Source organism: Neobacillus dielmonensis, from assembly GCF_000612665.1.
In the GTDB taxonomy this organism is placed as follows: domain Bacteria; phylum Bacillota; class Bacilli; order Bacillales; family Cytobacillaceae; genus Neobacillus; species Neobacillus dielmonensis.
The window spans coordinates 110,928-133,084 of the sequence record NZ_HG942048.1 but is presented as its reverse complement, the minus strand read 5'-3'; the positions used below and the strand labels follow the sequence as shown (position 1 = coordinate 133,084).

Here is a 22,157-nt window from a genome sequence, read left to right as displayed (position 1 = left end):
TTAACGCGGTGAACTGTTAAAGTAATTAGATGTAATAAGAGGCTGCCGAAGGGTTTTTCGACAGCCTGAGAGACAGGTTTCTGTCTCTTTTTTTTAGTCTTGACTACCCGGAAAATAAGCGAGTTTAAAATAATGACCAAACATTAGAGACAAGGTCGCTTATTTTCATACCCCATGGTGCAAAAGTTTTGCATGGGTGTCTCTGTTAAATTAGACTGTTGACCTCCGCTCCAGACGCTCGCTTTCTAAGGGGGACCGGTCCCCAGCCCCTTGCTCCCGCAGGGCATTGAAATTCATCCTCGAATCCGCCCACGCACGAAGAAAATACGATAGCATAAGGAAAGCATCCATGAACTTTCTTCGAACGAAATTATGCGATAGAATAATGGAGGATTTTCGAGGAGTTGAGCACCTTCATCTCCAATCAACAGAGTTAAAAAAATCAACATTGTCATTTAACAAAGACTTAGTCTTATAAATTTAACAAGTGGTTTCCATCCAAATATAATACAAATAAAACAGAATACATCAGGGAGTGATCATAATGGAATCAACCATTCAAGAATGTGCAGGTATGATCCGGGATTCGAAGAATATGGTAGTGCTTACTGGTGCCGGAATCAGCACCGAGTCGGGGATTAAGGATTTTCGGTCGCGGACTGGAATCTATCAGTTGGCTCCAGAATACATACTTTCCTTAGATTATTTTTATCAACAGCCAAGAGCATTTTATCAATTTGCTTTTGAAAACTTGTATCATCCCAATGCTGTTCCCAATAAAGGACACGACATAATCGCCTACTGGGAAAAACAAGGCATGGTTACACAGATTATCACGCAAAATATTGATGGACTTCACCAAAAAGCAGGAAGCAAACATGTCATCGAGTTTCATGGTACGATGGAAACCGCCATATGTCTCAATTGCGGAAAGATCTATTCAGCTGATGAGATGGGACGCCGAATGAACACGATGGAGGATTTTTATGTCTGTGATGCTTGCGAAGCGGCTCAAAAATTCGAGCATTATATCAAACCTAATGTTGTCCTATTTGGGGATTCAGGGGAATGGTTTACCCCAGAAGGATTTCATACCATCTTGAACAAGATGGAAAGTGCGGATTGTATATTAGTATTGGGTACGAGCTTGAATGTCACACCTTTTTCCACATTCCCGCAATACAAGCAGGAGGGAGTGCCACTAATTATTATTAACATTGGCCAAACACCATACGATCATCAACCCGATACACATGTCATTCACGAATCCATTGGCCAAACACTGACTGAAATCAATGAAGCCCTGTGAAAAAAAAAAGCAGCGGATTTTTTACTATAAATCCACTGCTTCCTAACCAGTATCCATTCAGTCATTTAATGTTGTATTTTTAGCTTCCGGCTGCTATTTGGCTGATAGGTTGCAAAAACCGCTCCAAGGATCGCTATCAATCCGCCAACCAGTGTAATCAATGACACACTTTCCTGTAACAGCAAGACACCAAACACAACCGTCCAAACAGGAAGGAGGTTGATAAACGGAGCAGCCAATGCAGCCCCAACTCTTTGTACACCAGCTGACCAAGAGAAGAAAGCGACCACTGATGCTAATGTGCTTACATACATTAACGCAAGCCATGCGGTTCCGGTCATATGAATCATATCGGCATGAACAGTCCCAATACAGCTTAATGCGCTCAAGAATGTTCCGTATAATGCAGCACCTGCTGTCATCGTGAGCGGATCCATTTTTGTGCCGTATTTTTTCCCGAGAACGGTGTAAATACCCCAAGCTATACAAGAGAGTAAGATTGCGATAATACCACTTATCGACGCATGGGCATTTCCGTCATGTTTTCCTTGAAGTAAAAGAATAACTCCAATAATGGATACAACGGCTCCAATCCATGATTTAAGATTTATTTTCTCTTTTAGAATAAAAGGAGTAAAAAATAAAATAGCGATAGGGATACCCGCAGAAATCATTCCAGCATAGGAAGCGCTTAGATAACGTAAGCCTAAATAATTTAACGTGGAGAAGGCAAATATCCCAAAAAAGCCGAGCGCCAAGAATTCCTTCCATCGAACAAAGACTGGGAACTGTTTGTTATTCAACTTCAGTAGTCCCCAAAGTAGAAGACTAGAGATTGCCCAGCGGATCGTGTTAAGCAAGGTAGCCGGCAAGGCGGGCGCTAAAATCCTGCCGCAAATGTAGTTTCCGCCCCACAGGATTGTCGCTAAAATTAACAATAGTATACCTTTTTTCATTTTGTATTTCCTTTCTAATAAGCAACATAAATAATCCCGAATCGAGCTGCTATGTAGCGGCTAACAAATCGGGATTCTTATATATAATATTAAATTAAGCACCTTGCTTATAAGGTATATAGGCAGAATGGTTATCATCCCATTGGAAAATTCCATCACGCAATTGAATCACCGTATTAAATGGGCAGGTAATAGAAGAGGCGTTGTTATCGGATGTTTGCTGGTCATTGGTTAGCTGCTTTTTAAGCTGAAGCAATTCTTCTTTTGATGCTACCCGAATGACAGAATCAAGCGAAATTTTATTTTCTTTATTTCCATTTCGTTTGCTGATGCTTTCTTGGAACCCTTTATTAAATTGCAACATCATGTGGAGGTCACTTATGCACGCTACACCAAAAACATCTTTAATCGTATCCTCATATCGGACTTGATAATCGGTTGCAAATTTAACAATATCTTTTTCCGGATTTACTAAAATATAAATGGTTTCGATTGAGTTTTTCAATCTTAACACCCTTTCTATTGATTTGTATGAGGATTGATATAATAAATTACACATGGTAATTGATTGACATGCATCTATTGTTGTAAATTTTAATAATAATTTTTAAGACAACTTAAATATTATAACATATTTTTTCATTTTGAGGTAAGAAGCGAGTTTCGAGGTTTTTTACTGGTTGATTTCGCCAATTATTCTAAACATTTCGATACTTTTCCCTTGCGTTATCGGAATTTTATATTATACTAGAAAACATATTATAAATTTCATAATTTTTAAAAAAAGGAAGCGACGAACGTTGAATTATTTATTCGCACCTCAGACGGCAAACTACGAATCTTCTGCAGTACGAGACATTTTAAAAGTGACCCAGCAAGGGCATGTTATTTCATTTGCGGGGGGACTGCCTGCTGAGGATATTTTTCCGTTAGATGCTGTAAAAAATGCCTATGAAAAAGTGTTTGCTTCAGGAAAATCATCCTTGCAATACGGATTGACGGAAGGGTTTATCCCACTTCGAGAAGCGATCCAATCGCGGATGCAGCAAAAAGGCATATCTTCCACACCCGATAACATCATGCTCACGACTGGTTCCCAGCAAGTCATTGATTTGTTTTCGAGAATTATGTTAGCTCCCGGAGATGTGGTTCTGACGGAAGACCCTACCTATCTTTCCGCCTTACAGGTTTTCAGATCTCACGGGGCACATGTGATAGCGGTCAATAGTGATGATGAAGGTATGGACCCAGAGGATCTAAAGGCTAAAATGGAACTTTATAATCCTAAATTCGTCTATGTGATCCCAACCTTTTCAAATCCAGACGGGAAACTCTGGAGCAAAGATCGACGGGATGCTTTATTGCAGTTGAGCGAAGAACACAATGTATTGATCCTAGAAGATGACCCATATGGAGATATTCAATTCCATCCTGAAGATAAAATCGAGCCCATTGCGGCATTGGACAGTGATCAAAGCCACGTCCTATATACAAGTACTTTCTCAAAGTCAGTAGTGCCGGCTCTAAGGACGGGGTGGGTAACAGGTCCTATTGAAGTAATCCAAATGATGGCGAAAGCAAAGCAAATGAACGACTTACATTCTAGCAGCATTGACCAACAGGCACTTTACTATTTGTTGCGCGACTTTGATTTGAACGGACATATTAATCGAATTCGCACCGTTTACTACCACCGGATGACCATTATGAGAGATTATTTAGCCAAACTGGGAACAGACCTGTTTACCTTTAATGAGCCAAAAGGTGGCATGTTTATGTGGGTGAAAGGAAATGAGCAGTTAGACACGACCAAACTGCTTCACCAAGCAGTTGAAAAAGGTGTCGCCTTTGTACCGGGAGCTCCTTTTTATGTACAAGAGCCAAAGTTAAATACATTCCGGTTAAACTTTAGCCATTCAGCTCCAGAAAAAATTGAACTTGGCATGGATCGGTTAGTTGAAGTCTTATTAAATCCAGCTGAACTTATATAACAGCTTTTACAACGAGGAAGGAAGCAATGACGTCGAATTTTTGGGTTCGGCGTGTTGCTTCCTTTTTTCTTTTTTAAGAAGGGAAATAACCGGGAGGACTTGAATATATAAATATAATTATACAGAATTTTTGTAAAATTTAATTTTAAAAAGGCGGGTTTACTATGAGTGCAATTCCACGGCCAGCATCAACTGTTGTATTAATTGATAGTCAATCGAGGGTGTATTTGACGAAAAGGCCTGAGACAATGAAATTTATGGGAGGATTTTATGTCTTTCCGGGTGGTGCTGTTGACAAAGGGGATCAAGTACACCTCCCAAAAGTAATCGATGATAGCGTAACCAATGAATCTTTTAATCCTGCCCATTACGTGGCAGCTGCAAGGGAATTATTTGAGGAAGTTGGGATAGTAATTTGTAAAAGCCAGGAGGGTTCTGTGGTTCATTTGGATATAGAAAAGCAGGCAGCCTACCGCCGTCAACTACTTGACAAAGATATAACATTTTATGATTTTCTCATACAGGAACATCTTTTGCTTGATTTTGAAAACCTGAAATACTTTGGTCATATAGTTACACCTGAAGTAAGCCCTATTCGCTTTGATACCCGTTTTTTTCTTGCCAAACTTCCAAATGGTCAATTGCCCCATCCGGATTGTCACGAGATTAGTGATGCATTTTGGATTTCACCTTCAGAAGCTATATCAGAATACGAGAGTGGGAAAATCTCGCTTGCACCGCCAACTCTTCATTCACTGAAGACCATCATCAACTATCTGAATGGCGAACCGCTTGTTATGAGCCGATTTCATGTAAATGATTACAAACTACCGTTTAAAAAATAGTAAAATAATCTAACACTATTTCAATTTTGCGTCAATTGACAATATTTGTACAATTTATTAAAATGAACAAGTGATAGTAAATAAATAACAAAAGGGGGAGTATTTGGTTGAAAAAGAAAAAGTTTCTATTTTCAATGGTTTTTCTATTAGCTTTGTCTATGATTCTTGCTGCATGTGGCAGCAAAGACACCAGCGGCAGTTCTGAGGGTTCCGGGGACAAAGGAGAAGAAAAAGCAGAAGAAACCATAAAATTTATGAGTATTTTAACTGGGGGGACTGGTGGTACATATTATCCTCTAGGTGGTTCCTTTGCCAAAATCATTAAGGATGAAACAGGTATTGATGCCAATGCTGAAACCACTGGAGCATCTGCTGAAAACATGACCACTCTAAAAAATGGTGAGGGTGAAATAGCTTTTTCACAAACTGATATTGCCTCTTATGCCACTGAAGGCAAATTAATGTTTAAAGACAATAAGGTAGACAATATCAAGGCAATTGCAACTCTTTACCCAGAAACAATTCAAATCGTTACCACGAAAAAGTCAGGAATTAAATCCGTGGAAGACTTAAAAGGCAAAAAAGTATCAGTGGGTGCACCAGGTTCCGGTACGGTAGCCAATGCTGAACAAATTTTAGAGGTTCATGATCTGAAGTTTGATGACATTAAAAAACAGGACCTATCCTTTGACGAATCTACTCAAGGAATTCAAGATGGTACCATTGACGCAGCATTTGTTACTGCCGGAACTCCTACTGGTGCTGTAGAAAGTCTTTCCGCCACTGAGGATGTCGTGATTGTCCCAATTAAACAGGACAAAATCGATGCCTTAATTAAAAAATATCCATACTATATCAAGGATGAAGTGCCTGCCAATACTTACAAATTGAAGGAAGCAGTTCCAACCGTTGCTGTTCAGGCGATGCTTGTAGCAAGAAGCGACCTTTCTGAAAAAGTAGTTTACGATGTGACAAAGGCTATCTTTGAAAACCTTGATAAAGTAACACATGCAAAAGGAAAATTGATCAAAGTGGAAAATGCATTGAACGGTGTCGGTATTGAAGTTCACCCAGGCGCACAGAAATACTTTGATGAAAAAGGTGTAAAAGCGGCAAAATAATCCATTTTCATGTAGGTTTGTTCGATATTATGTGGACCGGCTGTTGTTTATAGCCGGTCTCATTTTCTAATTGTTTTAAGTGGTAATTTATGGATATAACTTCCACTTACCTATTACCTCAAATAAATATGATACTCCTCAGCTGTTTAAGGTGAAACCATGAAAAAAACAAGGATACGGTTAATAACTTTAATCATTATCATTCTAATGGCCATTTTAATTTTTTTCCCTTACAGGCAGGCGGTTGTATTTCAGCCAAGGGATCACTCTATGGTGTTTGCCTATTTCCCAATTAATGACGACCAGACATTTAAGATTAAATATACCCATTCTATCCATCTATCCGATGTGGTCGAAAGCTACAAGATACTCCCAAATAAAGAGATACAGCAATACGAACTAATGTATGCCGAAACAGCAGTCGGAATGCCGGCAAACGCGGCAGAAGGGGAGAAATTTGAACATAAGAACGGGAAATATTACATCAAAAACATGAAACGGACTTTTCCATACTTCTATTTAAGAATTGGCCAAGTCCGGGCCAATCATCGAGTGATTTTTCAAAATAAACAATATCAATTATCAAAATCAATTAAGCCAGGCACTTCTGTAAAAGTCGCAATCAGAAACCTGAACTTATTACAACAATGGAAAGGAGTGAATATCCTTGAATCATTTTGAGGAGGCACTTTCTGAAGAGAAACAACAGGAGCTTTTGGAGAAATATGATCCGGAAGCGGGAACAAGAAAATTAAAGGGAATTATTAAGTGGATTGTTTTTATTGGACTAGTAGCATTTTCATTATTTCATGTATATACGGGGATTTTTGGGATGCTCACTGCGCAATTGCAACGGTCTGTTCATTTAGGCTTTGCCCTTGCTCTCATTTTTTTACTTTTTCCTGCAAGCAAGAAAAACCTTGGGAAAAAACATAAAGTAGCTTGGTACGACCTGATTTTAGCAGCTCTATCCATTATTGTCGGTTCTTACTGGCCTGTTATGATTGACGAATTAGTATCGCGGACAGGTAATTTGACCACTTTAGATTTCTATGTTGGGTTAGGAGCGATTCTGCTGGTGTTAGAAGCTACCCGCAGGGCTGTTGGACTTCCCATCACCATCATCGCTGTAGTATTTATCCTGTATGCACTATACGGTCCGTACATGCCTGGGTTCATTGCCCACCGCGGGGTTAGCCTCGACCGTCTGGTGCAAACGATGTTCTTTACGACAGAGGGGATTTTAGGTACACCATTAGGGGTATCATCGACCTTTATATTTTTATTCTTATTATTCGGTTCCTTTTTAATTAAAACAGGTGTTGGTGAATACTTTAATGATTTGTCGATTGCGGTTGCCGGCAGGAGTGTGGGGGGACCCGCAAAAGTAGCGGTTTTCTCCAGTGCTCTTCAGGGTACCATCAGCGGAAGTTCCGTTGCAAATGTTGTAACCTCTGGAGCATTTACCATTCCAATGATGAAAAATCTCGGCTATAAAAAAGAGTTTGCTGGTGCCGTTGAGGCAGCATCCTCCACTGGTGGACAAATCATGCCGCCGATTATGGGGGCTGCTGCATTCTTAATGGTTGAATTTATTGGCGGCGGCATTACTTATTGGGATATTGCCAAAGCTGCTGCGATTCCTGCGGTTCTTTATTTTGCTGGAATCTGGATTATGACCCATTTCGAGGCAAAGCGAATCGGACTGCGTGGATTAACGAAGGAAGAAATGCCAAGTTTGAAGATGGTACTGAGTAAATTGTATTTATTAATTCCTATCATCGCGATTATCATATTAATGATGTCGGGAATGAGTGTCATTCGAGCAGCACTTTGGTCGATTGTGATTACCGTGGTGGTCAGTGCACTAAAAAAAGAGACTCGAGTTGGTTTCAGAGGAATTATTGATGCTCTTGCAGATGGAGCTAGGTCCGCATTAGGTGTCGCTGCAGCTACTGCAGCAGCAGGTATTATTGTAGGTGTGGTTACCAAAACCGGTCTAGGATTGAAAATGGCGAATGGGTTGCTAGATTTATCGGGCGGACTGCTTCTGCCGACATTATTCTTAACCATGATTGCATCATTGATTCTCGGCATGGGCTCGCCAACAACTGCTAATTATGTTATTACATCCACCATTGCTGCCCCAGCGATCATTTTACTGGGTGTCCCTGACTTATCCGCCCATTTGTTCGTTTTTTATTTTGGAATTATTGCTGATATTACTCCTCCGGTTGCTTTAGCAGCCATGGCAGCTGCTGCCATTTCAGGAGGTGAACCGTTCCGAACGGGGGTCGAGTCGTCGAAACTGGCCATTTCAGCCTTTATCATCCCGTATATGTTTGTTCTATCACCTGAATTGCTAATGATTGATACTACTTGGACTTATTTAATATGGGTGTGCTTTACAGCATTTATTGGAATGATTGCCATCAGCGCAGGTGTCATCGGATTCTGGATGCGTAATCTGACTTGGTACGAAAGGATCCTTGCATTTGGCTCAGGATTGGCGCTCATTTATCCAGAAAAAATTTCTGATATCGTTGGTTTAGTGATCTTCTTCGGCTTATTAGCATTACAGTACCTATATAAGAGAAATAGTGCAGCAAATAAACAACAAATATCTGGATAGTCCCCATTTTTATGGGGGCTTTTTTTGTGGATTAATATAAGGCTAAAAAAATACTGTTTATTATATGAAAAGAGTAGAAAAATAAAAAGAAACCTTCCAAAATGATAGCAATAAAAAAATTGAACCAATAGTACAAATTTTAAAAGCCTGTATGACAACTTTCTTTGCAAGCCTTTACATTACAGGATTTATTTGTTGCAAAAATTGGACTTGTGGTATATGATATTTTCTATTGCTATAGTATATGTAGAGAAAAATACGAACTAAACACACAGGGGGAAATATATTTATGGGTCAAACTGAAAAAAACAGTCAACGTCCGCCATATGGCATTATAGCGGTATTAATGATTGGTGCATTTATTGCATTTTTAAACAATACATTATTGAATATTGCCTTACCTTCTATCATGAAGGACCTAGACATTGAAGCATCTACCGTTCAGTGGCTCACCACCGGGTTTATGCTTGTTAACGGCATTTTGATTCCTACCACTGCATTCTTAATTCGAAAATATTCGGTACGTCATCTGTTCTTAGCCGCAATGTTATTATTTACCATCGGAACCATCGTGGCAGGAACCGCGACAGTGTTTGGCGTTTTATTGACGGGCCGGATGTTACAGGCATCAGGTTCAGCCATCTTAATGCCATTGTTAATGAATGTTATGTTAGTCAGTTTCCCAATTGAAAAGAGGGGAACTGCCATGGGAGTATTTGGACTTATATTAATGTTTGCACCGGCAATTGGACCGACTTTATCAGGTTGGATTGTCGAGCATTATGACTGGCGTATGCTCTTCCACTTTGTCACTCCAATCGCGATTGTAGTGGTTCTAATCGGTTTCTTCTTATTAAAAGATAAAAAAGAAAAACTTACTATGCATCTTGATTTTGTATCATTATTGCTGTCAAGCATCGGTTTTGGTGGAATCCTTTATGGTTTCAGTACAGCCAGTAGTAAAGGGTGGGATAGCCCTCAAGTTTATGGGGCCATCATCATTGGGGTTGTGTCCTTGGCTGTGTTTATCTTAACTCAATTGAGAAAAGATGATCCAATGTTGAATTTTAGGGTATACAAATATCCCATGTTTGCTTTATCATCAGCGATTACAATGGTTGTCAACATGTCTCTATTTGCTGGAATGATTCTGCTGCCAATTTATACACAGAACTTAAGAGGCATATCACCGATGGATGCAGGATTGTTGCTCCTCCCAGGTGCCATCATCATGGCTGCGATGTCTCCGATTAACGGAAGATTATTCGATAAGATTGGCGGACGAATCTTAGCCGTTATCGGTTTGGCCATTATCGTTGTTACAACCTATATGTTCAGTAAATTGACTCTAGAAACAACTTATGCGCATTTAATCCTGATTTACTCGATTCGTTCATTTGGAATGTCCATGGTTATGATGCCGGTTTCCACAAATGGATTAAATCAGCTGCCGAAACGGTTGTATCCACATGGTACGGCCATGAATAATACACTCAACCAAGTAGCGGGCGCTATTGGAACGGCCCTTTTAGTTACAATTATGACCAATCGTGCCGAATCCCAAGGGAAACAGCTTGGGGAAGAGGCTATGAAGCATTTTACCGGACAGCCGACACCTGAGGCTATCGCGCAAATGAAACAGCAGATTGCTGCCCAGGCCATGTTAAACGGAATTAATTTTGCTTTCGTAGTTGCTACGGCCATCGCAGTTGTGGCCCTTGTTTTAGCTCTATTTATTAAACGGGCAAAACCTGCAGAGGACCCGATTGGCGGAACACCAACGAAACCAGCTAATCAAACAGTCGTCCCTAAATTGGCTAAGAGTTAAAATATCATGCAAAAAGCCCTTGTTTCAGGGCTTTTTGTGTTTTTATTGACAGATTGATGATGCTGCCGATATATTACAAATATAGACGAATTTTTCACGAATCATTATAGGATAGAAGGATTAAGGAGCTCCCTAATGACTACATCTAAACAAGAATCCGTTACGCATTTTGGAGAAGAACAAATGGACAATATTCGTGATTTCATAAGCCTCCATAAAGAACTTGCAGAACTAAAGTATGCTCTTGACGAGTCATCTATCATAGCCATAACTGACCAAAGGGGTACAATTCAAGGTGTTAATAAAAAATTTTGCGATATTTCACAATATAGCAAGGAAGAATTGATTGGCCAAAATCATCGGATTCTTAATTCTGGCTTTCATCCGAAAGAATTTTTTCAAGAAATGTGGAGAACCATCGGCAACGGAAACGTGTGGCGCGGAGAAATCTGCAACCGGGCCAAAGATGGCAGCTTATATTGGGTGCACACCACGATTGTTCCTATCCTTTCCAAAACAGGAAAACCATCGCGTTATATTTCCATCCGCGTCGACATTACCGAGCATAAGCTGATGGAAAGGGACCTTCAGAACGCATTAAAGGACGAATTTAATCAAACTGTTAAAAACTTTGAAAATGGCATCTTTAAATTAAAACAGGATTCGGATGGGAACATCCTTTATAAAATGGCTGAAGGAAAATTGCTGAAGAACTTAGGATTTACGACGGAAAGGCATAAAAATAAAACGCCAGAAGAAATTTTCCCTTACGACATCGCCCAAATTAAGCTATTAAACTATAAAAAAGCTTTCAAAAATGGATTACGTGTCAATTATGAAGTGGAATTGGGAGGCCGAATGCTTTACGTGGATGTCATTCCAATTAAGCAACATGACAAGGTTGTAGAGCTTTTAGGCTATTTGCATGACGTAACGGATCTAAGAAGAACACAGCAAAAGCTCCAAGAAAATGAACTTCTCTATCAATCTCTGTTCAGGCATAGCCAGGATGCGGTTTTTACCTATGATCAATCAGGTAAAATGGTGAATATGAATCCTGCAACAGAAAAAATCTTAGGATACTCACTGGACTGTGTACAGAACTTAACAATACGCAATTTAATTGAGGGAAATTATCGGAAAAGAGCCGTGCAATGTTTTAAAAGAGCCCTGACTGGGGAACCGCAAAATTTTGATATCATTGTTTATCATAAAAATGGCCACAAAGTCTATCTAAATCTCACTTATTTGCCTATTATTATCGATCAGCAGATTACAGGAATTTACTGTATTGGCAAGGATATCACCGAACAAAAAAGAACCCAGGAATTAAATGCCTTTTGGGCACGTCACGATGAATTAACAAAGCTTCCGAATCGGCGGGGATTTGAAGAAGCCTTAACTCAATCAATAGAACATGCCAAAAACCAACAATCCCGACTTGCAGTCATGTACATCGATTTAGACCGGTTCAAAAACATTAACGACACACTAGGGCATATAACCGGAGACCAACTCCTTGAGCAGTTGGCGTTACGGTTAGTAACTCGGATTGGCAATGAAAATTGTATTGCACGTATGGGTGGGGATGAATTTATGGTGTTATGTCCCAGCATTCATAGTGAAGAAGATTCTGTTGCCTATGCGAAGGAATTATTAACTTGGTTAACTGAACCATTTATGATTCATGACTTTGACCTATATGTAACAGCAAGTATTGGTATAAGTATTTTTCCTACCGATGGTGAAACTGTCAACGATTTAATGAAACATGCAGATATTGCCCTTTATAAAGCAAAAGATCAAGGGAGAAACAATTACCAAATCTATTCCTCAACTATGGACACGATGAGCTATCAGTCTTTTTTTCTGGAACGAGATTTAAGAAAAGCGCTGATGAATAATGAGTTTCTGGTTCATTTACAGCCGCGGGTTAATACCGAGACGAAACAAATTATTAGTGCAGAAGCTTTAATTCGCTGGAATCATCCTGAATATGGATTAATTTCCCCTTCAGAGTTTATTCCACTTGCAGAAGAAACTGGTTTAATCATTCCAATTGGAAATTGGATGAAACGAACTGTCTGTGAACAACTGGTCTGTTGGAAAAATGCAGGAGTGCCGGTAGTTCCTATCAGTATTAATATTAGTCCACAACATTTTATACAAAGAGATTTCTCCCAAAGTTTTAAACAATTGCTAAACGAGTATGGTTTAGAAGGGGATTTACTGGAGATTGAGATTACCGAGAATTCCCTTATGAAAAATGAGGCTGAGGTCATCCAAACCATTAATGAATTAAAAGCCATGGGCATCAAAATTTATATAGATGATTTCGGTACCGGCTATTCATCCTTTTCATACCTTAAGTCCTTTCGCCTTGATGGCATCAAAATTGACCGTTCCTTTATTCATAATATATCTTGTCAGTCGGAAAATGCCGGAATCACCGCAGCTATGATTCAGCTTGCCCACCTGTTAAAAACAGATGTCATTGCAGAGGGAGTCGAATCCTACGAGGAACTGAAGTTTCTTCGCGAGCAGAATTGCCGCCAGGTCCAGGGCTATTTATTTGCTAAACCTGCCTCTGTACAGGAATTTGAATCATTGTTAAAAACAGGATTAAACTAATAATCCTCCATAATTGGAGGGTTATTTTTTTCTATTTCTTCTATTTCTAGAATTTAAGTCGAGAGTCCTATAATGAAATTGACATGAATATATTTAATTAATCCAATTCATCATGAATTGTAAGTTTTTTGTAAGCGATTCCATAGGAGGGGAGGGATCATGATGAACATTTTACTGTGCTGTGCAGCAGGGATGTCTACGAGTTTGTTGGTCACCAAAATGGAAGCGGCCGCTAAGGCGGAGGGATTTGAGGCAAAAATTTGGGCAGTAAGTGCGAGTGAGGTCAATCAACATCTTGATCAAGCAGATGTACTGCTGGTGGGACCACAGGTTCGTTATCTGTTGCCACAGTTGAAGAAAAAAGGGGCAGAAAAGGGTATTCCAGTCGATGCGATTAATCCGGTACATTATGGAAGGTGCAATGGGGAGGAAGTTTTAAAATTCGCTAGGAGTTTAATTGGTTCATAAATTCACAGAGGAGTGAATCGATATGGGCAAATTTAATCAGATGCTGGAAGAAAAGGTTATGCCGGTTGCTGCCCGAATTGCCGGTCAGAAACATCTACAAGCATTACGTGACGGGATTATCTTGACCATGCCGTTAATTATCATCGGCTCTATTTTCTTAATTTTGGGGTTCCTCCCCATTGACGGCTATCCTGAATTCATGGCCCGAACCTTTGGGGACCAATGGTCCACAAAACTCCTATATCCAGTTAGTGCCTCATTTGACATTATGGCTTTGATTGCAGGGTTTGGGATTGCCTACCGACTGGCGGAACATTATAAAGTGGACGCGCTAAATGCTGGGGCAATCTCTGTTGCAGCCTTTATTCTGGCTACACCTTATTTTACAATGTTTACTCCTGAAGGCGCAAAAGAGGCCATTCAAGTGACAGGCGTGCTTCCGATGGCATATTTAGGAAGTAAGGGTTTATTCGTTGCTATGATAATTGCCATTTTATCAACAGAAATTTATCGATTTATTATTCAAAAAAATATTGTCATTAAAATGCCGGATGGTGTACCGCCAAGTGTAAGCAGATCATTTGTAGCTTTGTTTCCAGCGTTTTTAGTCATCCTCGTTGTCTGGTTGTTGCGGCTGCTAATTGAAAATACCTCATTTGAGACGCTTCACAATGTTGTAGGACAGCTCCTTCAAGAACCATTAAGTGCTTTGGGCGGGTCATTAATTGGGGCACTGATCGCTGTATTTTTAGTTCAGTTGTTATGGTCAACAGGTTTGCATGGTGCCAGTATCGTCGGGGGTGTCATGGGCCCAATCTGGCTGGCTCAGACAGACGCTAACCGTGTAGCACTGCAAGCAGGGCAGGAACTTCCCAATGTGGTCACACAGCAATTCTTTGATATTTTTATCTATTTAGGAGGATCGGGTGCGACCATATCCTTTGCTCTTATGATGCTGTTTATGGCAAAAAGCCAACAGTCCAAGCAACTCGGACGACTGGCTATTGGGCCTGGCATATTTAATATTAATGAACCCATCACATTTGGTGCACCGATTGTCATGAACCCCTTACTCATCATCCCGTTTATCTTAACTCCACTGGTACTCGTTATAACCACCTATATCGGCATGAGTACAGGCTTTGCGCCAAGAACTGCCGGTGTTGCTGTTCCTTGGACGACACCGCCGATTATCGGGGGCTATTTGGCAACAGGCGGCAATATCCGCGGTGCTTTGATGCAAGTGATTAACTTAGTAGTGGCGTTCGCAATTTACTACCCATTCTTTAGAATGTGGGATAAACAAAATCTTAAACAGGAACAAAGCACTGGCAACTAAAAGAATACAAGAGCTTGCCGATTCGTGGCAGGCTCTTGCTTTGTAGAAAGGAGACAGTCAGGGATGAACAAAGAAGAATTATACAATCTATCTTTTCAGCTGATTTTGCATGGCGGAAATGCAAGAAGTTTAGCAATGGAGGCTATCTTTTCAGCAAAGGAAAAGAATTTTACAGGGGCATTTGAGAAGCTTTCTGAGGCCGAAACGGAATTACTCTCCGCACATCAGTTTCAAACGCAATTAATTCAAGCCGAAGCTTCAGGAGAACCAATAGCTATTCCGATTATTCTTGTCCATGCACAAGATCATTTAATGACGGCCATGACATTGACCGACCTAGCAAAAGAATTAGTGGAACTCCGTCAAGAGATGCACATCGGAAATAAAGGAGGGCGAACAGATGGTTAAAGTGGTCACGATTGGAGGCGGTTCAAGCTACACACCCGAGCTTGTGGAAGGCTTTATCAAAAGATTTGATGAATTTCCATTGCGTGAACTATGGCTGGTAGACATCGAAGCAGGGAAAGAAAAGCTCGAGATCGTTGGGAATTTGGCAAGACGAATGTTTAAACAGGCAGGACTGCCTGTCGAAGTACATTTAACACTGGACCGCCGTATGGCTATGAAGAATGCAGATTTTGTTACGACTCAATTTCGAGTGGGTTTATTGGATGCCCGTGCCAAGGATGAGCGGATACCCTTAAAATACGGCGTCCTCGGCCAGGAAACCAATGGACCTGGTGGTTTGTTTAAAGGACTTCGGACGATTCCTGTCATACTGGATATTGTCAAGGACATGGAAGAGCTATGTCCAAATGCGTGGCTGGTCAATTTTACAAATCCGGCAGGTATGGTCACAGAAGCAGTACTGCGTTATAGTCATTTCCGAAAAGTGGTGGGATTGTGCAATGTGCCGATTGGAATGGAGATGGGCATTGCCAAGTTGTTAAAGGTTGACCATTCACGAATCCGGATTGATTTCGCCGGATTAAATCATATGGTTTATGGACTAGATGTGTACCTGGATGGGGTAAGTGTAAAAAATCAGGTGATTGAATTTTTAACGAACCCGAATAACTCCAGTTTTGTGAAAAATATTCAAGGAATTGGATGGGAGCCTGAATTTATTCGTGCTCTTGGAGTACTGCCTTGTCCTTATCATCATTATTATTATAAAAGCCGGGAAATGGTGCAAAAGGAAATAGACAATGCCAAAACAGTTGGGACCAGGGCAGAAGTGGTTCAACAACTGGAAAAGGAATTATTTGAACTGTATAAAGATCGCAATCTGGCCATAAAACCTCCCCAGCTTGAGAAACGGGGCGGGGCTTATTACAGTGATGCCGCAGTCCGATTAATTACCTCTATTTACAACGATAAATGTGATATCCAGCCAGTTAATACGATGAACAATGGAGCGATTGCCAGTATTCCAAATGAATCAGCCGTGGAAGTGAGCTGCATCATTACTAAAGAAGGACCAAAACCACTGGTCATGGGAGATCTCCCGGTTGCCGTTAGAGGCCTTGTCCAGCAAATCAAGTCATTTGAACGTGTTGCAGCCCAAGCCGCAGTAACGGGGGATTATAACTTAGCCATCTTGGCACTTACCATTAATCCATTAGTTGCTTCTGATACACTGGCAAAGCAGATTGTCGATGAGATGTTAGAAGCGCACAAAAAGTATTTACCCCATTTTTTTAAAGATCGCAATGCTTCTACTTTACTTTGAAAGGGAAGGTTGGTTTGATTAAATTAATTGTAAATGCGGACGATTTTGGCTATTCAAGAGGAGTAAATTATGGGATTATCGATGCGCATAAGTATGGTATTGTAAATTCCACGACGATGATGATGAACATGCCGGATGCAGACCATGCTATAGAACTGGCGAAGCAAACACCCAGTCTGCCCTTAGGAATTCATCTTGTCTTAACATGTGGCAGACCTTTGTTACCGGATGTCCCGACTCTGGTTAATCAAGACGGGAACTTCAAAAAATTGGGGTCCTTAAAAGATAATCGAGATCTACTCTCTTCGGAAATAGAACGGGAGTGGACAGCGCAAATAGAGAAATTTTTAGCGACTGGATTGGTACCCACTCATTTTGATAGTCACCACCATGTTCACACCCTTCCAGAATTATTGCCAATTGTCCAACGACTCTCAGCAAAGTATCAATTACCTGTAAGACGAATAAATGAGATGGCTGTCAAAGGAGTACCTGCGTTTACGGATGTTTTCCTTCATGATTTTTATGGTGATGGGGCTACCTGGGATTATTTTAATAACCTGGGGTCACGGGCAGATGAAAATCAGGTGGTTGAAGTCATGTGCCACCCTGGATACTTGGATTTTTCGTTAATGACAGGCTCATCTTATAATAAAGAACGTGTTAGGGAGACTGCTATATTAACCTCTGTAAAGCTTCCTAATCAAGTGACTCTATATAAATGAAGTTTAGCCTGTGACTAGCTGATACTATTCAACTTTTACGAAACTTTCAAATATAATATATAACTGAAAGCGCTGTGATATAATTTAGATAAATATTCATTTTCTTAAGGGGTCATTGTGATGCTAAAAGAGATCTTTATTGGCTTGTCACAGAATCAAGTTTTAAACCAAGCAGCTAGAAAGTACGGATTAAGATTAGGAGCACAAAGTGTGGTAGCTGGTACCAATCTTGCTGAAGCGATCTTGAGCATGAAAGAACTGAACGCACAGGGGATTTCTTGCACAGTAGATAACTTGGGGGAGTTTGTATGTAAGGAAGAAGAAGCTCAAGCGGCAAAGGACCAGATCCTTGAAGTTATTCAAGCCATACGTGAGCATCATTTAGATGCCCATATATCCATAAAGCCTACACAATTAGGATTGGATATTGACTACAATCTTTGCTTAAACAATGTCAGAGAAATTGTCGCTAAAGCAACCCAATATGATTTGTTTGTCAACATTGATATGGAAGACTCCAAGCACCTTCAACCCACTTTTGATCTCTTAGATGACCTTTCCATTGAATTTGATAATGTAGGTACAGTCATTCAAGCATATCTTTACCAAGCATTAGAATACCTAGAAAAATATCAAGATTATCGGATTCGAATTGTAAAAGGAGCCTATAAAGAACCTGAGGATATCGCCTTTCAAAATAAAGAAGATATTGATGACAACTATATAAAACTAATAGAATGGCATTTGCTCCATGGCAAGTTCACGTCTATCGCCACCCATGACCATCGAGTTATTGACCATGTGAAACAATTTGTAAAAAAACATGCTATTCCAAATGATAAATTTGAATTTCAAATGCTATACGGGTTTCGAAAAGAAATGCAGTATAAACTGGCCGAGGAAGGCTATCATTTTTGCACCTATGTCCCATTTGGCAGTGACTGGTACGGTTACTTTATGCGCCGCCTTGCGGAACGGCCGCAAAATTTAAATTTAGTAGCGAAACAAGTTTTTAATCGTAAAACAAATACAGTGCTTGGGGTTGCAGCAGGTGCCTTTATAGTGGGTCGGTTAATAAAATCTAACTGGAAAAAGCGAAAATAAATTTTGGTTTTCAGATAAACTCTCATCAGTGTTACATCGGATGGGAGTTTTTTTATGCTAAATTAATATATTTTTATAGTCAATTGTCTAGCGTGAAATTGTAATAAAGGGGAGCGGATTCATGAAAGTGCTAACCTTAGGTATGATCAGTCCATTAATCCTAGTAGCCTGTAGTGGGGATTCAACTGATAAAAATGACTAGCCAAAGGTAGAAACGGTATCTAAAGATAACGCTGCAAAAGAGAAAGAAACAGAGAAACAATAAGCCGCAGAACAAGCTGAAAAAGAAAAACAAGATGCTCTCGAGCAACAGAAAAATAAAGTACAACTTGCAGCAAGCCTTGGTTTAGTACTAGTAACGGTTGGCAGAGTAGTCGATGGTCATACGATTGAAACATCTGACGGCGGCAAGATTAGATTTGTCGGTGTTAATACGCCAGAATCTACAACCCGACATGATCCAACAGTACTTCATCTGGAGGGACTTTAGAGACAGGCACTACAACAGGAAGTTCGACAGGTACCACTGATCCAAAATTGTACTGAACTTCGGAAGGTTTACCCGAATGGAGTTCCTTCTACCCATCCAGCATATCAATCCAAAATGGACGGCATGTGAACAATAACAACGAACAGTGAAAAAGGAGATGCTGCGATTAAGCATCTCCTTTTTTATTGGTTATGCACTCAGAGGTTAGATTAGAACAATAAAATTTACTTAGTGTGATAAAGGGACAAACTTCGACATACCTTTTAAATTATAATGAAAAAAAGCATCCCACAAGTATTACCGTTATTTTTTTACTACTTACGATAAATAGGCATTTAGACATGTACTCCAGAATAGGATAGGTGGGTAAGACATCACTGAAGAATCCACTTATACAAAAGTTAAAGGGGAAAAGTGCAATGATGAGGCAAAAATGGGGGATTTCGATATTACTAATTGGCAGTTTGCTAGGGATGACAGGCTGTGCAGAAAGCTCCGCAAAGCAAACTCCTAAGAAAGTTTCAATGCCAGCAGATCAACCTGTAACAAATACAGCAACACAACCTGCACAAGCAGAACTGCCCAAACCAGTCGTGGTAAATGTTATCGATCCCAATACAAAAGCAATTTTGAAAACACTTATCCCGAAAGAGATGGGATTTGAAACCAACCCTGATGCATACAAACAAGAACTCGAAAAATGGGCAAGGGAGTTAGCACGAGGGTCTGCCACAGCACCAGGCTATGACCAAAAAATGGTCCCAGATAGAATCGATGCTTCCGGTCAGATTATCAAAGGTAAACCAAGGGTGATTTTAGAAGAGTCAGAGTTAGTAGAGAAGGTTATGGAGACCTCAGTGAATGGAGGGGATGTGCTGCTTCCCATTTATGTAACCGAAAGCGGTTATAAACCGGAAGACCTAGGTGCATTAGATGAGGTACTTCTTGGTTCTTACAGCACCTACTTTGACAACAGTGTATCAGGAAGGTCAAAAAATATTGAATTGTCGGCCCAAGCCATTAACAATACGATTATTGGAGTACAAGATATTTTCTCTTTTAATACAACGGTTGGACCAAGTGATGTAGAACATGGTTATCAACCCGCAAAGGAAATTGTCAACAAACAATTGGTGGATGGAATTGGCGGCGGAATTTGTCAAACCTCCTCAACCCTGTATAATGCAATCGATAAAGTAGGGGTTAACTATATAGAAAAGAATCACCATTCGCTGTCAGTCGGCTACGTGCCTGCAGGGCGTGACGCAACCGTCTCTTATGGCGGCAAGGACTTTCAATTTCAAAACACTACGGGAGTTCCGCTCATCATAAAATCAATTTACCAAAGAGGCAAATTAACCATTGAAGTCAGAACTTCAGCTGCTTACCAAACTCTATATGCTCAGGGGAATTAGACTATGAGGCGCCTCTAAAAATATTAAAAAGATTTGTCCATTTTAGGTGGGCAAATCTTTTTTTGCAGAAGATATATCACTATCATTTTGATATCTAATTTAAAGCCACCTGATAGTATAGTGATAGGATACACTAGATTCTATTAAACCCGCTTGAAAGTTTGACAATTTTGTGAATTTCCTTAATACTTGCTATAAGAATCCAATTTGGATTCTCAGATTACTTCTTGATGCTACATACATGTTAAGTGAGGGATTTGCAGAAATGGAAAACACAAGTCAGAAAAAAGGCCCATATAGAGCCGATCAAGTAGGAAGTTTATTAAGATCCGAGCCTGTCAAGCTGGCTCGAGCGCAAAGAGCCGAGGGAACGATTTCGGCTGAACGGTTACGGGAAATTGAAAATGAAGAAATTACACGGATTGTCGAAAAACAAAAATCAATTGGCCTTAAAGCTGTTACCGACGGTGAATTTCGCCGTTCTTGGTGGCATTTTGATTTTCTAGAAGGGTTAACAGGTGTCGAGAGATTCATTGCTGAATCCGGTATTCAATTCCAGCAAAAGCAAACGAAATCTCGTGGGATCAAAGTGACAGGGAAATTAGATTTTGGACAGCATCCCATGCTCGAGGACTTTAAGTTTCTTCAGAGTATTGCAGGCGATCACACAGCAAAAATGACCATTCCCAGCCCAAGTATGCTCCATTTCAGGGGAGAAATTGAAAAATCAGCGTACAATGACAACGCAGAATTTTTTCATGATTTAGGGCTTACCTATAAAAAAGCAATCCAATCCTTTTATGATGCCGGCTGCCGCTACTTGCAGCTTGATGATACAGCTTGGGCCTACCTCTGTTCAGATGAACAAAGGGAACAACTAAAAGCAAGAGGGCTTAATCCAGATGAATTAAGCTCATTTTATGCTAAAACAATCAATGAAGCGGTGGCGGACCGACCAGAGGATATGTCCATCACAATGCATATCTGCCGCGGGAACTTCCGTTCAACTTGGATTTCATCGGGCGGATATGAACCAGTTGCAGAAACGCTATTTGCTGGTTTAAATATTGATGGATTTTTCTTAGAATATGACAGTGACAGAGCAGGGGGATTTGAACCACTACGATTTGTCAATCGAAACGACCTTAGTATTGTTTTGGGACTGATTACCTCTAAAAATGGTGAATTAGAAGATTCGGATGAAATCAAACGCAGAATTGATGAAGCTTCCCGTTATGTTGATTTAAGCCAGTTATGTTTAAGTCCGCAATGTGGATTTGCTTCCACTGAGGAAGGAAACTTACTCACTGAAGAGCAACAATGGGCAAAACTTCGCCATGTGGTAGAAATTGCTGAGGATGTTTGGAAATAATCATAATATGAAAAAGGCTGTCCCAAAAGGACAGCCAGATTGTCGAGAAAGGTTATTTTTCTCGGCAATTTTTCATTTTACTTGAATTAAAATATGATTTTTAGAATTGATTATCGCCTGCAATGGGGCCTATTGATTTCCGCTCCAGGTGCTTCGCGGACCTTAGGGCGTGCCGGGGAGCCTCCTCGGCGCTTTAGCG

The 22,157-nt window shown here is 40.3% G+C and carries 18 protein-coding genes and 1 pseudogene; 17 read left to right on the top strand and 2 right to left on the bottom strand.

What is annotated here, in order from left to right:
• Positions 1-544: 544 nt before the first annotated feature.
• Positions 545-1,309 (top strand): NAD-dependent protein deacylase, encoded by a 765-nt coding sequence (locus BN2425_RS07375; protein WP_052352803.1) that lies wholly within the window; start codon positions 545-547, stop codon positions 1,307-1,309.
• 65 nt (positions 1,310-1,374) lie between these two features.
• Here BN2425_RS07375 and BN2425_RS07370 read toward each other — a convergent pair whose 3' ends face one another.
• Both BN2425_RS07370 and BN2425_RS07365 read right to left on the bottom strand, forming a co-directional pair.
• A complete protein-coding gene (locus BN2425_RS07370; RefSeq protein ID WP_042456992.1) occupies positions 1,375-2,265 on the bottom strand; it encodes a DMT family transporter in 891 nt (296 codons plus the stop codon).
• A gap of 94 nt (positions 2,266-2,359) precedes the next feature.
• Positions 2,360-2,779 carry a hypothetical protein gene (locus BN2425_RS07365; RefSeq protein ID WP_042456989.1) on the bottom strand — a complete coding sequence of 140 codons (420 nt, stop codon included), beginning with the start codon at positions 2,777-2,779 and terminating at the stop codon, positions 2,360-2,362.
• A 286-nt stretch (positions 2,780-3,065) separates the two neighbouring features.
• Between BN2425_RS07365 and BN2425_RS07360 the strand changes: the two genes are divergently transcribed.
• The 16 genes and pseudogenes from BN2425_RS07360 to BN2425_RS07285 all read left to right on the top strand — a co-directional run bounded on the left by BN2425_RS07360 (position 3,066) and on the right by BN2425_RS07285 (position 21,958).
• Complete coding sequence (locus BN2425_RS07360; protein ID WP_042456987.1) at positions 3,066-4,256, top strand: aminotransferase-like domain-containing protein; 1,191 nt, start codon at positions 3,066-3,068, stop codon at positions 4,254-4,256.
• A gap of 164 nt (positions 4,257-4,420) precedes the next feature.
• Positions 4,421-5,101, top strand: a complete 681-nt coding sequence (locus BN2425_RS07355) for an NUDIX hydrolase (protein ID WP_042456984.1) — start codon at positions 4,421-4,423, stop codon at positions 5,099-5,101.
• A 107-nt stretch (positions 5,102-5,208) separates the two neighbouring features.
• Positions 5,209-6,222, top strand: a complete 1,014-nt coding sequence (locus BN2425_RS07350; RefSeq protein ID WP_042456981.1) for a TAXI family TRAP transporter solute-binding subunit — start codon at positions 5,209-5,211, stop codon at positions 6,220-6,222.
• A gap of 159 nt (positions 6,223-6,381) precedes the next feature.
• Positions 6,382-6,903: a DUF1850 domain-containing protein gene (locus BN2425_RS07345; RefSeq protein WP_042456979.1), complete on the top strand. Its 522-nt coding sequence runs from the start codon at positions 6,382-6,384 to the stop codon at positions 6,901-6,903.
• Positions 6,890-8,854: a TRAP transporter permease gene (locus tag BN2425_RS07340; RefSeq protein ID WP_042456977.1), complete on the top strand. Its 1,965-nt coding sequence runs from the start codon at positions 6,890-6,892 to the stop codon at positions 8,852-8,854. The genes BN2425_RS07345 and BN2425_RS07340 overlap by 14 nt, the downstream gene beginning before the upstream one ends.
• 289 nt (positions 8,855-9,143) lie before the next feature.
• Positions 9,144-10,682, top strand: a complete 1,539-nt coding sequence (locus BN2425_RS07335; protein WP_042456975.1) for a DHA2 family efflux MFS transporter permease subunit — start codon at positions 9,144-9,146, stop codon at positions 10,680-10,682.
• A 135-nt stretch (positions 10,683-10,817) separates the two neighbouring features.
• Positions 10,818-13,313, top strand: a complete 2,496-nt coding sequence (locus BN2425_RS07330; protein WP_052352801.1) for a sensor domain-containing protein — start codon at positions 10,818-10,820, stop codon at positions 13,311-13,313.
• 162 nt (positions 13,314-13,475) lie between these two features.
• Positions 13,476-13,781 (top strand): PTS sugar transporter subunit IIB, encoded by a 306-nt coding sequence (locus BN2425_RS07325; protein WP_042457168.1) that lies wholly within the window; start codon positions 13,476-13,478, stop codon positions 13,779-13,781.
• Between the two features lie 22 nt (positions 13,782-13,803).
• On the top strand, positions 13,804-15,120 hold the full coding sequence (celB, locus tag BN2425_RS07320) for a PTS cellobiose transporter subunit IIC (protein WP_042456973.1): 1,317 nt from the start codon (positions 13,804-13,806) through the stop codon (positions 15,118-15,120).
• Positions 15,121-15,183: 63 nt separating this feature from the next.
• The gene (locus tag BN2425_RS07315) at positions 15,184-15,528 is read left to right on the top strand and encodes a PTS lactose/cellobiose transporter subunit IIA (protein WP_042456970.1); all 345 of its coding nucleotides are present in this window, start codon (positions 15,184-15,186) and stop codon (positions 15,526-15,528) included.
• The gene (locus BN2425_RS07310; RefSeq protein ID WP_042456967.1) at positions 15,521-16,852 is read left to right on the top strand and encodes a 6-phospho-beta-glucosidase; all 1,332 of its coding nucleotides are present in this window, start codon (positions 15,521-15,523) and stop codon (positions 16,850-16,852) included. The genes BN2425_RS07315 and BN2425_RS07310 overlap by 8 nt, the downstream gene beginning before the upstream one ends.
• 14 nt (positions 16,853-16,866) lie before the next feature.
• Positions 16,867-17,577, top strand: coding sequence for a chitin disaccharide deacetylase (gene chbG / locus BN2425_RS07305; protein ID WP_042456964.1), 711 nt, complete (start codon positions 16,867-16,869; stop codon positions 17,575-17,577).
• Between the two features lie 120 nt (positions 17,578-17,697).
• The gene (locus BN2425_RS07300; RefSeq protein WP_081798025.1) at positions 17,698-18,681 is read left to right on the top strand and encodes a proline dehydrogenase family protein; all 984 of its coding nucleotides are present in this window, start codon (positions 17,698-17,700) and stop codon (positions 18,679-18,681) included.
• Positions 18,682-19,213: 532 nt separating this feature from the next.
• A pseudogene (locus BN2425_RS07295) lies at positions 19,214-19,300 on the top strand (excalibur calcium-binding domain-containing protein); the annotation flags it as partial.
• A 293-nt stretch (positions 19,301-19,593) separates the two neighbouring features.
• Entirely contained in the window at positions 19,594-20,586 is a 993-nt protein-coding gene (locus BN2425_RS07290; protein WP_042457166.1) for a VanW family protein, read from the top strand.
• A gap of 265 nt (positions 20,587-20,851) precedes the next feature.
• Positions 20,852-21,958 (top strand): 5-methyltetrahydropteroyltriglutamate--homocysteine S-methyltransferase, encoded by a 1,107-nt coding sequence (locus BN2425_RS07285; RefSeq protein ID WP_081798028.1) that lies wholly within the window; start codon positions 20,852-20,854, stop codon positions 21,956-21,958.
• Positions 21,959-22,157: the final 199 nt, after the last annotated feature.

What these genes read in the sequence shown, in the direction of transcription:
- BN2425_RS07355 (WP_042456984.1), top strand. Translation starts at nt 4,421, where the DNA reads ATGAGTGCAATTCCACGGCCAGCATCAACTGTTGTATTAATTGATAGT.
- BN2425_RS07325 (WP_042457168.1), top strand. Translation starts at nt 13,476, where the DNA reads ATGAACATTTTACTGTGCTGTGCAGCAGGGATGTCTACGAGTTTGTTG.
- BN2425_RS07330 (WP_052352801.1), top strand. Translation starts at nt 10,818, where the DNA reads ATGACTACATCTAAACAAGAATCCGTTACGCATTTTGGAGAAGAACAA.
- BN2425_RS07285 (WP_081798028.1), top strand. Translation starts at nt 20,852, where the DNA reads ATGGAAAACACAAGTCAGAAAAAAGGCCCATATAGAGCCGATCAAGTA.
- BN2425_RS07375 (WP_052352803.1), top strand. Translation starts at nt 545, where the DNA reads ATGGAATCAACCATTCAAGAATGTGCAGGTATGATCCGGGATTCGAAG.
- BN2425_RS07335 (WP_042456975.1), top strand. Translation starts at nt 9,144, where the DNA reads ATGGGTCAAACTGAAAAAAACAGTCAACGTCCGCCATATGGCATTATA.
- BN2425_RS07370 (WP_042456992.1), bottom strand. Translation starts at nt 2,265, where the DNA reads ATGAAAAAAGGTATACTATTGTTAATTTTAGCGACAATCCTGTGGGGC.
- BN2425_RS07345 (WP_042456979.1), top strand. Translation starts at nt 6,382, where the DNA reads ATGAAAAAAACAAGGATACGGTTAATAACTTTAATCATTATCATTCTA.
- BN2425_RS07315 (WP_042456970.1), top strand. Translation starts at nt 15,184, where the DNA reads ATGAACAAAGAAGAATTATACAATCTATCTTTTCAGCTGATTTTGCAT.
- celB (WP_042456973.1), top strand. Translation starts at nt 13,804, where the DNA reads ATGGGCAAATTTAATCAGATGCTGGAAGAAAAGGTTATGCCGGTTGCT.
- BN2425_RS07290 (WP_042457166.1), top strand. Translation starts at nt 19,594, where the DNA reads ATGAGGCAAAAATGGGGGATTTCGATATTACTAATTGGCAGTTTGCTA.
- BN2425_RS07310 (WP_042456967.1), top strand. Translation starts at nt 15,521, where the DNA reads ATGGTTAAAGTGGTCACGATTGGAGGCGGTTCAAGCTACACACCCGAG.
- BN2425_RS07300 (WP_081798025.1), top strand. Translation starts at nt 17,698, where the DNA reads ATGCTAAAAGAGATCTTTATTGGCTTGTCACAGAATCAAGTTTTAAAC.